13 protein-coding genes are annotated in these 13,917 nt (G+C 69.8%); 11 read left to right on the top strand and 2 right to left on the bottom strand.

The features are described from left to right. The 11 genes from HMPREF0043_RS06435 to HMPREF0043_RS06385 form a co-directional block, all read left to right on the top strand. Positions 1-1,554 (top strand): PrsW family intramembrane metalloprotease (locus tag HMPREF0043_RS06435; protein WP_084432345.1); only part of this gene is annotated, 1,554 nt, incomplete at its 5' end. After that, positions 1,551-2,126, top strand: coding sequence for an NUDIX hydrolase (locus tag HMPREF0043_RS11490; protein ID WP_021602159.1), 576 nt, complete (start codon positions 1,551-1,553; stop codon positions 2,124-2,126). The genes HMPREF0043_RS06435 and HMPREF0043_RS11490, both read left to right, overlap by 4 nt. A 102-nt stretch (positions 2,127-2,228) precedes the next feature. Next, positions 2,229-2,990: a YebC/PmpR family DNA-binding transcriptional regulator gene (locus tag HMPREF0043_RS06425; RefSeq protein WP_021602158.1), complete on the top strand. Its 762-nt coding sequence runs from the start codon at positions 2,229-2,231 to the stop codon at positions 2,988-2,990. An 8-nt stretch (positions 2,991-2,998) separates the two neighbouring features. Then, the gene (gene ruvC / locus HMPREF0043_RS06420) at positions 2,999-3,628 is read left to right on the top strand and encodes a crossover junction endodeoxyribonuclease RuvC (protein ID WP_021602157.1); all 630 of its coding nucleotides are present in this window, start codon (positions 2,999-3,001) and stop codon (positions 3,626-3,628) included. A 35-nt stretch (positions 3,629-3,663) separates the two neighbouring features. Then, on the top strand, positions 3,664-4,254 hold the full coding sequence (gene ruvA, locus HMPREF0043_RS06415) for a Holliday junction branch migration protein RuvA (protein WP_021602156.1): 591 nt from the start codon (positions 3,664-3,666) through the stop codon (positions 4,252-4,254). Positions 4,255-4,257: 3 nt separating this feature from the next. Continuing rightward, positions 4,258-5,283: a Holliday junction branch migration DNA helicase RuvB gene (ruvB, locus tag HMPREF0043_RS06410; protein ID WP_021602155.1), complete on the top strand. Its 1,026-nt coding sequence runs from the start codon at positions 4,258-4,260 to the stop codon at positions 5,281-5,283. Positions 5,284-5,473: 190 nt separating this feature from the next. Beyond that, positions 5,474-5,899: a preprotein translocase subunit YajC gene (locus HMPREF0043_RS10240; RefSeq protein ID WP_021602154.1), complete on the top strand. Its 426-nt coding sequence runs from the start codon at positions 5,474-5,476 to the stop codon at positions 5,897-5,899. 47 nt (positions 5,900-5,946) lie between these two features. Next, positions 5,947-7,899, top strand: coding sequence for a protein translocase subunit SecD (gene secD, locus HMPREF0043_RS06400; RefSeq protein ID WP_021602153.1), 1,953 nt, complete (start codon positions 5,947-5,949; stop codon positions 7,897-7,899). Further along, positions 7,899-9,029 (top strand): protein translocase subunit SecF, encoded by a 1,131-nt coding sequence (gene secF, locus HMPREF0043_RS06395; RefSeq protein ID WP_021602152.1) that lies wholly within the window; start codon positions 7,899-7,901, stop codon positions 9,027-9,029. Before secD ends, secF begins: the two co-directional genes overlap by 1 nt. After that, positions 9,026-9,571: an adenine phosphoribosyltransferase gene (locus HMPREF0043_RS06390; RefSeq protein ID WP_021602151.1), complete on the top strand. Its 546-nt coding sequence runs from the start codon at positions 9,026-9,028 to the stop codon at positions 9,569-9,571. The genes secF and HMPREF0043_RS06390 overlap by 4 nt, the downstream gene beginning before the upstream one ends. A gap of 84 nt (positions 9,572-9,655) precedes the next feature. Next, positions 9,656-11,944, top strand: coding sequence for a RelA/SpoT family protein (locus HMPREF0043_RS06385; protein ID WP_021602150.1), 2,289 nt, complete (start codon positions 9,656-9,658; stop codon positions 11,942-11,944). Between the two features lie 16 nt (positions 11,945-11,960). Here HMPREF0043_RS06385 and HMPREF0043_RS06380 read toward each other — a convergent pair whose 3' ends face one another. Then, entirely contained in the window at positions 11,961-12,551 is a 591-nt protein-coding gene (locus HMPREF0043_RS06380) for a hypothetical protein (protein WP_021602149.1), read from the bottom strand. Between the two features lie 81 nt (positions 12,552-12,632). After that, a partial coding sequence (locus HMPREF0043_RS06375; protein ID WP_021602148.1) for a DUF349 domain-containing protein occupies positions 12,633-13,917 on the bottom strand: 1,285 nt, incomplete at its 5' end.

Genomic DNA, 13,917 nt, shown 5'->3' with positions numbered 1-13,917 from the left:
CCGCCTCCCCAGGGCGGACGGCGCCCCGGCCCGCCCGCCCCGTCGACCCAGCCGGGGAGCTACGGGGCGGCTCAGGCCCCGACCGGACCGTACGCCGCCGGCGCCCCGGCCCCCCGTCAACCGTCCCCCTGGCAGCAGACGCCGGCCCCGGGGCCCTTCGCCGCGAATAGGCAGGACTACCGGCAGTGGACGCAGCCTCAGGCCGCGCCCCAGGCGGTCGGCTCCTACGCGGCGCCGCGATGGATCATGCCCAGCAGGTGGTCGGCCGGTCCCATCACCGCGTCCATCGTCATCGTCGTCATCTGCCTGGTCACCTTCGTCATCTCCATCGAGATCATCAGCGACGGACTCCAGAGGATAATCGACTCCGCCAACCGGCGCAGCAGCCTGGACTACCCGAATTCGCCGAAGCTCATGAAAGGGGCGCTCCTGGCCCTCGTCCCGGCGTTCGTCATCGGCCTGATCGTGTGGTCCATCGACCGTTGGGAGCCGGAGCCGGCCATCGTCTACGTCATCGCCCTCGGATGGGGCGGGGGAGTCTCGATCCTCATCGCGTTCTTCGGGAACCGCTGGTGGTCGGAGATGATCTCGCAATGGCAGCGGGAGTTCGGGTGGGACGGGAAGACCGTCCAAGTCCTCAAGATCGCCGTGGGGGCCGGGGTGGTCGAGGAGCTCGCCAAGGGCCTGGGAGTGCTCCTCGTCTTCTTCGTCCTGAAGAAATACGTCAACGGCCCCCTCGACGGCATCGTCCTCGGCCTGCTCACCGGAGTGGGCTTCGCCTTCACGGAGAACATCCTCTACTTCGGCAGGGCATCCATCGTCGAGGACTTCTACGAGTACGCCCAGCAGGAGATCCCGAAGGGCAGCACGGTCGGCTGGATCTTCCTGATGAGGGCCGTCCTCACCCCGTTCATCCACCCCTTGGCGACGGCTATCACGGGGCTGTTCGTCGGCATGGCGGCCACCCAGCGCAATCAGAACGCGTGCGCCGTCGTCTTCGGCTTCGTCGGCTATGTCCTGGCCGCCTTCCTCCACGGCCTCCACAACTACTCCAGCGTCGTGGGGTTCGCCAGCGAGCCGGGCCAGCGGATACTCCTCCAGCTTCCCCTGTACGTCGGCGCGGGGGCGCTGATCTACACGACGGCGCGGTTGCAGCGGCGGGCCACGCTCTGGGGGCTGGGCGAGTACGCGGCCGCGGGATGGGTGAGCCGCAACGAGATCGCCATGGTCATGAGCCTGTCGAACAGGAGGCAGGGCCGGGCGTGGGCCTCCGCCTCCGTCGCGAAGCGGGGCGGCGTGCCCGCCGACGGGCGTCGGGCCATGAAGAGGTTCCAGACGGAGCTCATCCAGCTCGGATACTCCCGCTCCGTCAACGTCGACAGGCGCACCGCCCACACGGCGGCGGCCAGGCGCCAGGAGATGGAGCACCTCGACCTGATCACCAGGCTTCGCAGGGTCTTCGCCGAAGTCCAGAAGCCGCCCCCGGCTCCGCCCGGGAGCCGCCCCTACCCCGCGGGTCCCCCCGGGCAGTGGCCGTACGGGGGAGTGCGATGAGCGCCGCCGCGCCGGACCCCGCAGCGCGGGCCATGGCCGAGCTCGACGCGGAGTGGACCGCCGCGCCCGACGGCGTCCTGGAACGCGAGGCGGCCCGAATCGTCGTCTTCGACCCGGACGGTCGGCTCCTGTTCATCCGCGGCCACGACGTCGACGATCCGGATCACAGCTGGTGGTTCACGGTCGGCGGCGGTGTGGGCGGGGAGGGCCTGCGCGAGGGCGCCCTGCGGGAGCTGCTCGAAGAGACCGGCCTGCGCCCGGCGCCCTCCAGGCTTGAGGGGCCGGTGCTCGTCCGGGACGCCACCTTCCGGTTCGCCCGCGAGGTCCGCAGGCAGCACGAGTGCTTCTTCCTCCTCAGGCTGGACGGCTCGGAGGCGGCGAGCGTCGTCGCGGGCTACGACCTGACCGCGATCGAACGCGAGGTCATCGACGAATACGCCTGGTGGTGGCCGCGGGACGTGCGGCGGGCCGAGTCCGCGGGCGAGGTCTTCTACCCTGTGGGCATCGCCGGCATGGCCGAGTCGTGGTGGAGTGGATGGGACGGGACGACGCCGCACGTCGCCGAGGCCTAGCCGGCGTCGGGACCGGCCGCCGGGCCGCGACGCCGTCCCCGGCCGCGTTCCCCGCACCCGGTACAATGCCCGTTGTACATCCGACGAATACGAGGAGCAAGCGTGTCAGGACACTCCAAGTGGGCCACGACCAAGCACAAGAAGGCGGCCAACGACGCCAAGCGCGGCAAGCTGTTCGCCCGACTCATCAAGAACATCGAGGTCGCCGCGCGCACGGGAGGCGGCGATCCCGCAGGCAATCCGACGCTCTACGACGCCATCCAGAAGGCCAAGCGGAATTCCGTTCCGGCCGACAACATCGATCGCGCGGTCAAGCGGGGATCGGGCGACGGCGCCGACGCGGTCACCTACGAGTCGGTCACCTACGAGGGCTACGCCTCCGGCGGCGTGGCCGTGCTCATAGAATGCCTGACCGACAACCGCAACCGCGCGGCCTCGGAGGTGCGCGTCGCCCTCACCCGCAACGGGGGGCAGCTCGCCGACCCCGGCTCGGTGGCCTACCTCTTCGCGCGCAAGGGCGTGGTCGAGGTGCCCGCGGCCGAGGGGGTGGACGAGGACGGCATCCTCACCGCGGTCTTGGACGCGGGCGCCGACGAAGTCGCGGACGACGGCGACTCCTACTCCGTCTACTCCGACGCCAAGGACGTCGTGGCCGTGCGCACGGCGCTCCAGGAGGCGGGCATCGAATACGACTCCGCCGAAGTCCAGTTCGTCCCCTCCATGAAGGTCGAAGTCGACGCCGACGGTGCGCGCAGGGTCCTCAAAGTCCTGGACGCCCTGGAGGACTGCGACGACGTCCAGAACGTCTACTCCAACGTCGACATCCCCGACGCCGTCCTGTCCCGGATCCAGGCCGAGGACTGAGCGGGATCGTGCGCATCCTCGGCGTCGACCCCGGGCTCACCCGCTGCGGCATGGGCGTCGTCGACGCCGGTCCGGGACGGCGGGTGCGCCTCGTGGAGGCGAAGACGGCGCGCTCTCCGGCCGACATGGCCCCGCACAGGCGGCTGCTGATGATCGCCGACGCGCTCGAGGCGGTCATGGCCGAGCACCGGCCGGACGCGGTCGCGGTCGAGCGGGTCTTCGCCCAGTCCAACGTCCGATCGGTGACGGGGACCGCCCAGGTGGCCGGCGTCGTCATGCTCGCCGCCGCCCGCGCGGGCCTGCCCCTGGGCATGCTCACACCCTCGGAGGTCAAGGCCGCGGTCACCGGCAACGGCCGGGCCGGCAAGCGCCAGGTCCAGACGATGGTCCAGCGCATCCTGGGCTTGGCCGAGCCTCCGCGCCCGGCCGACGCCGCCGACGCGCTCGCCGTCGCCGTCGCCCACGCATGGAGGTCCGGCCCGCGCGCCGAACCGGACCGCGCCCAGCACGGAGGCGCCGGAACCCTGCCGCGCGCCACGGGACGCGACCTCACGCCGGCCCAGAGGATGTGGGCCGGCGCCGAGCGCATGTCGCGGCGCCGCGGCGCCGTCGCCCCCGGCGGGGGACGGGGCGTGTAGGCTTGGAGCGTCAAACAACCGTTCGAGGAGGGTGAATGATCGCCACCGTGCGGGGAACGGTCGTGGCCCTGGGGCCGGCGTCCGCCGTCGTCGAGGCGTCCGGCGTGGGCTACGCCGTGCAGGCGACCCCGTCGACTCTGGCGGGGCTGCGCGAGGGCGTCGAGGTCCTGCTGCACACGTCCCTCGTCGTGCGCGAAGACTCGATGACCCTCTTCGGCTTCGCCGACCGCGACGAACGCGAGGTCTTCGAGGTCCTCCAGTCGGTGTCCGGCGTCGGCCCGCGGCTGGCGCTGGCGATGCTCGCGACCCTCGCCCCCGACGCCCTGCGCCGCGCCGTCGCCTGCGGGGACGTCGCGGCCCTGCAGAGGGTCCCCGGCATAGGCAAGAAGGGCGCGCAGCGCCTGGTCCTGGAGCTGGGGGCCAAGCTCGGCCCCGAACGCGGCGGGCGCGCGGATCCGGGGGAGTCCGCGGCCGTCTCGGGAGACGTCGTCGAGGCCCTCGTCGGCCTGGGGTGGAGCGAACGGGACGCGGCCGCCGCCGTGGCCGAGGCCGGTGGGGACTCGCCGGAGGCCGGCCTGCCCGAGCTGTTGCGGGCGAGCCTGCGGGTCCTGGGCGCCAGGAGGTGAGCCGTGTCCGCAGACTTCGACGTCGTCGACCCCGGGGCCTCGGAATCCGAGCGGGCCGCCGAAGCCGCCCTGCGCCCGAGCCAGCTCAGCGAATTCGTGGGGCAGAGGACCGTGCGGGAGCAGCTCTCGCTCGTGCTGCAGGCCGCGGTCGGGCGGGGCCGGACCCCCGACCACGTCCTCCTCTCCGGGCCGCCGGGGCTGGGGAAGACGACGCTGTCGATGATCATCGCCCACGAGGTCGGCGGAGCCCTGCGGCTGACCTCCGGGCCCGCCATCCAGAATCCCGGCGACCTGGCGGCCGTCCTCTCCTCGCTCCAGGAGTCCGACGTCCTCTTCATCGACGAGATCCACCGCCTGGCTCGCACCGCCGAGGAAATGCTCTACCTGGCCATGGAGGACTTCCGGGTCGACGTCATGGTCGGCAAGGGGCCGGGCGCCACGTCGATCCCCCTGCCGCTCCCGCCCTTCACCGTCGTGGGCGCGACGACTCGCGCGGGTCTGCTCCCGGCGCCGCTGCGCGACCGCTTCGGCTTCACCGGCCACCTCGAATACTATTCGGACGGCGAACTGGCGACGATCGTCACGAGGAACGCCGTCAAGCTCGGAGCCGACCTCGACTCCGAGGCCGCGGAGGAGATCGCCTCCCGGTCGCGCGGGACGCCGCGCATCGCCAACAGACTGCTGCGCCGCGTGCAGGACTGGGCCCAGGTCAGGGGCACGGGGCTGCTCGATCTGCGTGCCGCCCGTGCGGCGCTCGACGTCTTCGAGGTGGACGGGCGCGGCCTGGACAGGCTCGACCGGGCCGTCCTGGACGCCGTCTGCCGGCGCTTCGGCGGCGGGCCCGTGGGGCTGGCGACTCTCGCGGTCGCCGTGGGGGAGGAGCCCGAGACCGTCGAGACCGTGGTCGAGCCCTACCTCGTGCGGGAGGGCTTCCTCGTGCGAACCCCGAGGGGGCGGGCCGCGACGCCCCTGGCCTTCGAGCACCTGAACCTCCCCGCTCCGGCCTCCGGGGACACTCTCTTCACCTGAGAGGCGTCGCCGGGCGCCTCTCGGCTTCGGCGCATGCGGGCTCCGACGGCGCCTGCGCCCGAACCGCGCCCGGGACTCCGCGGCTCGGGCGCAGGCGCGGCTGCCGCGGTGCGGAGGAGTCCGCTTTCCGTCCGGCGCGCATCGTGAGTACACTGGTGCGGTACGTGTCCGCACAATCTGAGGAGTCTCTGTGCCCAAAAACGCGACCACGCTGGTCTTCCTGGGGCTGATGGTCCTGATGCTCGTCTGGATGGGCTATTCGGGCCGGAGGGCCCGCGCCAAGATGGCCGCCCAGCGCGAGTCCCTCATCGAGGTCGGCGCGAACATCATGACGACGGCCGGCTTCTACGGAACGATCGTCGACATCGACGGCGACGCCATCACCCTGCAGAGCCCGGCCGGCGACGAGACCGTGTGGAATCGCCAGGCCATCGCCAGGCTCGCCGAGCTCCCGCTCGCCGAGGACGCCGACGAATCCGAACCGGACGAGGACGGCGGACAGGAGCCCCTGGCCGACGCCGACGATCTCCGCCCGGAGGCTTCCGGCGCCGAGGATGGCGAAGGCGATCCGCAGTCAGGCGAGGATCGCGAGGCTTCCCCGGCCCCCTCGAAGTGACCCGCCGCACGTCAGCCACACTCTCACCGACACGGAATCGAACACGCATGGCATCGCGTAGCAATCGCTCCGGCGGCACCGCTCTTCCCAAACGCCGCCTCATCCTCCTCCTCGTCCTCATCGCCGCACTGCTGGCCACGCTGGCCGTCGGCTCGCGGGGCGGCAAGTCCCGGTGGGCTCCCGAGTTCGCCCTGGACCTGCAGGGAGGGACTCAGATCATCCTCACCCCGGTCACGACCGACGGATCGGACATCAGCCGGTCGGACGTCAACCAGGCCATCCAGATCATCCGCCAGCGTGTGGACGCCTCCGGCGTCGCCGAGGCGGAGATCAACTCGCAAGGAGGGCGCAACATCGTCGTGGGGCTGCCGGGCAATCCGTCCGAGGAGACCCGCAACCTCGTCAAGACCTCCGCCGTCCTGCGCATGCGGCCGGTTCTGCAGGTCAGCGGCTTCAACACCCCTCTCACGCCCTCCATCGTCTCGCAGATCGAGGCGGCCCGGGCGAAGGCCTCTCAATCCCAGTCCTCCGGCGCAGCCTCGCCCTCCCCTTCGCCCTCGGCCTCCTCGCCGTCCGCGAAGGCTCCGGCCACTTACAGCCCCCAGGAGCTCAAGGCGCAGGCCGCCAAATACGCCGACGCCGACGGGGACGGGAAGATCTCCGACACCCCCAAGGCCTCGGGGAACGCGTCCAAGAACGGTACGCCGGCCAACGCCTCCGATCCGGGGTGGATCACCGAGAAGACGAACTACGACGCCTACATGCTCGACTGCTCTAAGAAGGAGAGCGCCTCGGTCGGCAGGGCCACCGACCCCAAGAAGGCGCTCGTGGCCTGCGATCCGACGACCAAGGCTAAGTACATCCTCGGCCCGGCGGAGATCGAGGGGACCCAGCTCACCCAGGCGTCCTCGGGGATCAACCAGCGCGGCCAGTACGCGGTGTCCATACGCTTCAACTCCTCCGGGACGAAAACCTTCGACGCCGTCACCCAGCGTCTCGTCCGCCTCCAGTCGCCCAGGAACCAGTTCGCGATCGTCCTGGACGGCAACGTCATCTCGGCGGCCGCGCCGTCTTCGCGCATCTCCAACGGCAGCGCGGAGATCACAGGCGGCGGAATCAACGCCAAGACGTCCAAGACCCTCGCCAACCAGCTGAGCTTCGGATCGCTGCCCCTCCAGTTCAATGTGCAGTCCGAGGAGCAGATCTCCGCCACGCTCGGCTCCGAGTCGCTCAGGGCGGGCCTGATGGCCGGGGCGATCGGCGTCGTCCTCCTGGCTCTGTACCTGCTGTGGACGTACCAGGGCCTGGGGGTCGTGGCGATCGGCTCCGTCGCCCTGGCGACCGGGCTCTCCTATTTCATCGTCTCCCTCCTGTCCTGGACCATCGGATACCGCCTGTCCATGGCCGGGGTCGTCGGATTCATCATCTCCATCGGCATCACCGCGGATTCCTTCATCGTCTTCTTCGAGCGAATACGCGACGAGATCCGTGAGGGCCGGTCGCTGCGCTCGGCCGTCTGGCACGGGTGGCACCGCGCCAAGCGGACGATCTACGTCGCCGACGGGTGCAACCTCCTGTGCGCGGTCGTCCTGTACTTCCTGGCCGTCGGCTCGGTGCGGGGCTTCGCCTTCACGCTCGGGCTGACGACCATCCTCGACCTCGTCGTCGTCATCATGTTCACCTATCCGGTCATGGCCCTCCTGGTCCGCAGGAAGTTCTTCGGCGAGGGCCACAGGTTCTCGGGCATGAGCGCCGAGATGCTGGGACACGAGCCCCGGTACCGCGGACGCGGCCGCAGGTTGGCCGACTCCCGCTCTTCCCGCGCCTCTCGCGCCTCCGACGCGCCGAGCGGAGGGGACGGCGCGGACGAGGGCGAGGAGGCGCAGAGCTCGGGGCTGTCCCTGGCCGAGCGGAAGGCCTTGGCGCGCAAGATGGCGCGCAACGGCGACGCCCGGCATGCGGACGGCGGCTCGTCTGCTAGGAGAGAGGAGGAACTCTGATGGCTAAGGGCGCACTCGGAAACGACCTGTACACGGGGCGCCGGTCCTTCCCCTTCATTCAGAAGAGGAAGGTCTGGTTCGCCATCGCGCTGGCCCTCGTCGCCCTGTCGATCCTCACGCTCGCGACCCGCGGGCTCAACCGCGGCATCGAATTCACCGGCGGCTCCCAGTTCACGGTGTCGGGAACGAAGGACACGAGCCAGGCGGCCGCGGCGAAGATCCTCAGGGAGAAGGCCGGCGACGACGCGGCCAGGGTCGTCCGGGTCGGCGGCTCGACGATCCGGGCCCAGACGACCGCCTCGGATCTGGGCAGCGCCAAGACCCAGTCGATACGCGAGGACTTCGCCCGGGCCTACGGCGTTCCGGTCAACCAGGTGGCGGCGACGTACGTCGGGCCCCTGTGGGGGCAGGACATCTCCTCGAAGGCGCTCCAAGGCTTCGTCGTCTTCCTCGTCGCGGTGGCGATAGGCCTCACCCTGTACTTCAGGAGCTGGCGCAACGCCGCGGGGGCCATCATCGCCCTCTTCAACGACCTCGTCATCACCGTCGGCGTCTACGCGGTGTTCGGCTTCGAGGTCACGCCGTCGACCGTCACCGGCCTGCTGACGATCCTCGGGTACTCCCTCTACGACACCGTCGTGGTTTTCGACAAGGTGCGCGAGAACTCCCAGAGGCTTCTGTCCCAGACCGCCTACACCTTCGCCGACTCGGTGAACCTGGCGGTCAACCAGACGCTCATCCGGTCGCTCAACACGTCGATCACGAGCATCCTCCCGGTCGCCTCGATCCTCTTCATCGGCACCACCCTCTTGGGGGCCGGGACCCTGAGGGACCTGTCCCTCGTCATGTTCGTCGGCCTGATCCTGTCGACTCTCTCGTCCATGTTCGTCGCCTCGCCGATCGCCGTTCAGCTCGCAGAATTCGATCCCAAGGTCCGCGAGCACACCAGGCGAGTCGAGGAGGCGCGCAAGGAGCGCCAGGCCCGTCGGGACGCCCGGATAGCGGCCGGAGGCGACCCGGACGAGGACGATTCGGACGATCTGGCCGCCATCGGCGGAGTCATCCGGGAACCGGGCCGTCACCTGGGCTCCCTGGCTCAGCCGAAGCGCAAGAACAGGAATAAGAAGTGAGCCAAGAATCCGCGTTCCCCCGGGACGCCGTCGCACTCGTCGAGTCGCACCTGCGCGAAGTCGAGGACTTTCCCGCCCCCGGCGTCCTGTTCCGGGACATCACACCGCTCATCGCCGATCCGGCCGCCTTCAAGGTCCTCATCGATACGATCGCCGACCGCTATCGGGGGACGATCGACGCCGTCGCGGGCTTGGAGTCCAGGGGTTTCATCCTCGCCGCGCCGCTCGCCGTGGACCTCGGCGTCGGCATGCTGACCGTGCGCAAGGCCGGCAGACTCCCCGGTCCGGTCGTCGGCGTCGACTACGACCTGGAGTACGGGTCGGCGAGGATGGAGCTCCAGCCCTTCACCGTCGTCGACGGCCAGCGGGTGCTCGTCATCGACGACGTGCTGGCCACAGGCGGGACCGCGAGCGCGGCCTTCGAACTCATCGAGCGCTCCGGGGGCCTGCCGACCGAGCTGTGCGTCCTCATCGAGCTGGAGGGGTTCGGCGGCCGCGAACGGCTCGCGGGCCGCCGGGTCGACGCCGTCCTCACCTACTGAGCCCGTCTGCGATTGAGGCCGTGCGCTTAAGCGCACGGCCCGCTTGCGCGCGCCGCGTATGATTGTCGTCGAGGAGGGTTTGACATGAGCGAAACGAGTCCTCGCGTCAGGTCGCGTTTGAGCTGGCTCGCCGGCAGGCCGGGGCCGGAGATCCCCTGGGCGATGGAGCCGCTCATGCGCGCCCTGGGAACGAAGAGCGTCGACAAGTCCCGGATCATCCACGCCTACCGGGTGGCCGAGGGATGCCATGCCGGGCAGGTCCGCAAATCGGGCGAGCCCTACATCACCCACCCCGTCGCGGTGGCGACGATTCTGGCCGAGCTCGGCATGGACGAGGACACGATCGTCGGGGCGCTCCTCCACGACACGGTCGAGGACACCGACTACACCCTCGGGGATCTGTCCCGCGAGTTCGGTTCGACGGTGGCCACGCTCGTCGACGGCGTGACCAAGCTCGACAAAGTGGAGTACGGCGAGGCGGCCGCCGCCGAGACCGTCAGGAAGATGGTCATCGCGATGTCGAAGGACATCCGGGTCCTCCTCATCAAGCTGGCCGACCGACTCCACAACGCCCGGACCTGGAAGTACGTCTCGGCCGAGGGGGCCAGGCGGAAGGCCCGCGAGACCCTGGAGATCTACGCACCCCTGGCTCACCGCCTGGGCATGAACTCGATCAAGTGGGAGTTGGAGGACCGCTCCTTCAAGATCCTCTATCCCGCCGTCTACGCCGAGATCGAGCACCTCGTCGCCGACCGCACTCCCGAACGCGAGGCCTACATCCTGGAGATCAAGGAGCTCCTGGAACGCGAGTTGAAGACGGCCCGCATCAAATGCACGATCACCGGGCGGCCCAAGCACTTCTATTCGATCTACCAGAAGATGATCCTGCGGGGGAAGGACTTCGAGGACATCTACGATCTGGTCGGGGTGCGAGTCCTGGTCGAGACCATCCCGGACTGCTACGCCGCCTTGGGCATCGCGAACACGGTCTTCACCCCGATCCAGGGGCGGATCAAGGACTACATCTCCACGCCGAAGTTCAACTTCTACCAGTCGATCCACACCACCGTGATCGGCCCCGGGGGGCGTTCCCTGGAGATCCAGATCCGCACGTACGAGATGCACCGGCGCGCGGAGTACGGGGTGGCCGCCCACTGGCGGTACAAGGAGAACGCGGGGGCGGCCAAGGGACGGGTCGCCGAGGCCTCCGCGGAGGAGACCCAGCTCAACTGGCTTCGCCAACTCGTCGACTGGCAGCGGGACACCGCCGACCCGACCGAGTTCCTCGACTCCCTCCGCTACGAGATCTCGGGCAACCAGGTCTACGTCTTCACGCCCAAGGGCGAGGTTCTTCAGCTGCCCATGGGATCGACTCCCGTGGACTTCGCCTACGCCGTCCACACCGAAGTCGGGCATCGCACCGTCGGCGCCCGCGTCAACGACAGGCTCGTCACCCTCGACCACCGCTTGGAGTCCGGTGACACGGTCGAGATCATCACGGCGAAGAATCCCGAGTCCGGGCCGTCCCCGGGGTGGCTGGACTTCGTGGCCTCCCCGCGCGCCCGTACGAAGATCAAGGCGTGGTTCAAGCATTCGCGACGCGAAGAGTCCGTCGAGTCGGGCAAGGACAAGCTCGCCAAGGCGATCCGGCGCAAGAACCAGCCCGTTCAGCGCCTCATGAGCCACGACACTCTCAAGGGCATCGCCCAGGACCTGAACCGCAACGACGTCACGGACCTGTATGCGGCGATCGGCGAGGGCGCGGTCTCCGCGGAGACCGTCGTCCGCCACCTCATCCTCTCCCAGGGCGGCGAGGCCGGGGTCGAGGAGACGCTGTCCGAGGCGGTCACGCCCACGCGCATCGCCCACAGGCCCGCGCCCAGCGGCGATGCCGCCGTCGTCGTCCAGTCCATGGACTCCGGCGACGTCCTCGTCAAACTCGCGAAATGTTGCACTCCCGTGCCTCCCGACGCGATCGTCGGGTTCGTCACGCGGGGCAACGGCCTGTCGGTCCACCGGGCGGACTGTCCGAACGTCTCCTCCCTCAAGCGCGAGCCGGAGCGCTTCATCCCGATCGCGTGGGCGGAGGGGTCGGATGCCGTGTTCCTCGTCCACGTCCAGATCGAGGCGCTCGACCGCCACGGACTGCTCACCGACCTGTCGCGGGTCCTCTCGGAGCACGGAGTCAACCTCCTCCAGGGGAACATGATGACGACCAAGGAGCGCGTCGCCAAGGCGAGCTTCGTCTTCGAAATGGCCGACCCCGACTATCTCGACAGGCTCCTGCGCGAGCTGCGCAAGGTGGAGGGGGTCTTCGACGCCTATCGGGTGACTGGGTCCAAGAAGGGCAGCGAGCGCCGGATCGACGCCTAGCCCGCGGCCCGCGCGGTCAGGGGCGGCGGGCGTCGTCGGCCCGCGAGCCTGCCGAGCCGACGGGCCGTCCGGTTTCGCGGAAGGCGGTTCGCTCCACGTAGTCGGCCAGGCCGTCCACGCATCGGCGCACGAAGGGAGCGTTCCTCCGCCTGCCTTCCAGCTCGCACTGGTCGCGCAGCTCTTCGATGCCCAGGCACGAGTGCAGGAGTCCGAGAACGCACTCGATCGCGGTGTCCGGCCTTTCGATGGCTAGGAGGTCGTAGGCCGTCCTCGCCGGGCTGGGGACGGCGTGGCCGCCCATGCGCACCGCGAATTCTCCGGGAAGCTCCGCCCGGTGGACGACGGGCGGCCGTGAGTGGGTCGGGTGGGCGGCGCACAGCCGCATCACCCTGCCCGACGGCCAGAGGCCGGTGTGGATCCAGAAGGCCGTGAGCGTCGCCGGGACGGCGCCGCGGGGGAGGAGAGGGCAGACGAGCCATGCCCGCAGCCCCGGCGTCGACGAGAGGTCTCGCGGGCACACCTTTCCGGGCGCGTACTCGACGGCCAGGCCGTCGCGGACGAGCGTCTGGTCTTCGTGTGCGAGAGTCGAGTTGCGCCACGTGTACATGCATACGTGTATACACGAGAAGCGCGGCCGGCGCTGTCTGGCGCCGGCCGCGGGGGCACGTCGATCGACGTCTGGAGGGGATCAGAGATCGCTGGTGACCTGGGCGAGCCAGGCTTCGCGGGCGGTGCGCGCCTCTCTCAGCTCCTTGATCTTCTCGGCGTCGCCGGCGGCTTCGGCTTCCGCTATCTCGACGTCCAGCTCGGCGATCAGGGCCTCCAGCTGGGCGGCCATGCCGCTGGACCGCTGCTTCTTCTGCGGATCGGTGCGGCGCCACTGCTCGGCCTCCGCCCGGCGTATCTCGTCCTCGATCTCCCGCAGGCGCCCCTCGACTCGCCGATAGTCGGAGCGGGGAACCATTCCGATGTCCTCCCAGCGGTCCGCGATGTCCCGGTACGCCGCTCGGGCGGCGTCGACGTCGTCGACCGGCAGGAGGGCCTCGGCCTCCTCCAGGAGGCCGAGCTTGGCCTGCAGGTTGGCTGCGAATTCCTGGTCGACGGCGCTGTGGTGGGCCGAGCGCGCGGAGAAGAACACTTCGCGGGCGGCCATGAACCGCTCCCACAGTCTGTCGTCGTCCTTCTTGGATGCGCGCCCTGCGGCCTTCCACTCGTCCATGATCCGGCGCATCTCGTTGCTCGTCTCCCGCCAGTCCGTCGAATGCGCGATCTCCTCGGCGCGGGCGATGAGCCGCTCCTTGGCGGCGACGACCTGGCTGCGCTGCGCGTCGAGCCTGTGGAAGTAGGCGCGGCGGGCGTCTTCGAAGACCTTCCTGGCGTGCGACAGGCGCTTCCACAGGGCGTCGCTCGTCGGCTTGTCGATTCGGGGGCCGGACTTCTGCGCCTGCCGCCACCGTTCGAGCAGATCCATGAGTTCGGCGCGCGTGTCACGCCAGTTGATCGGCGTGTCCACGGAGTCGGCGATCTCTTCGGCGCGGGCGACGATCGCCTCCTTCTCGGCCAGCGCGGCCGCCCTGATCTGCTGGCGTTTGGCCTGGTATTCGGCGCGGCGTTCGTCGATCCGCGCGTGGAGGCCGGCGGCTCGCGTCCGCAGGGCCTCGATGTCTCCGACCGCGGAGGGCTCGACGAGTTGTTTTTCGAGGGTCTTCAGAGCGGAAGCGGATTCGTCCGGGCTCACCGTCTCGATGCGGGTGGCGATGAGATTGAGTTGCGCTCGGAGGTCGAGGTAGCGGCGAACGTAGATCGCCAGGGCGTCTTTCTTGGAACCGCCTGCGGCGTACTGCCCGACTATCCGTTCGCCGTCGCCCGAGCGAACCCAGACGTTTCCCTCCTCGTCCACGCGGCCCCAGGCGGCGGCCTGCGCAGCGGCTGCGTCGTTGAGCGGTGCGGGCGGGCGGGCGAGGGAGGCGGGG

The organism is Actinobaculum sp. oral taxon 183 str. F0552 (assembly GCF_000466165.1).
Lineage (GTDB): Bacteria > Actinomycetota > Actinomycetes > Actinomycetales > Actinomycetaceae > Peptidiphaga.
The sequence above is the reverse complement of the archived record's forward strand: the minus strand, read 5'-3'. Positions and strand labels throughout refer to the sequence as shown.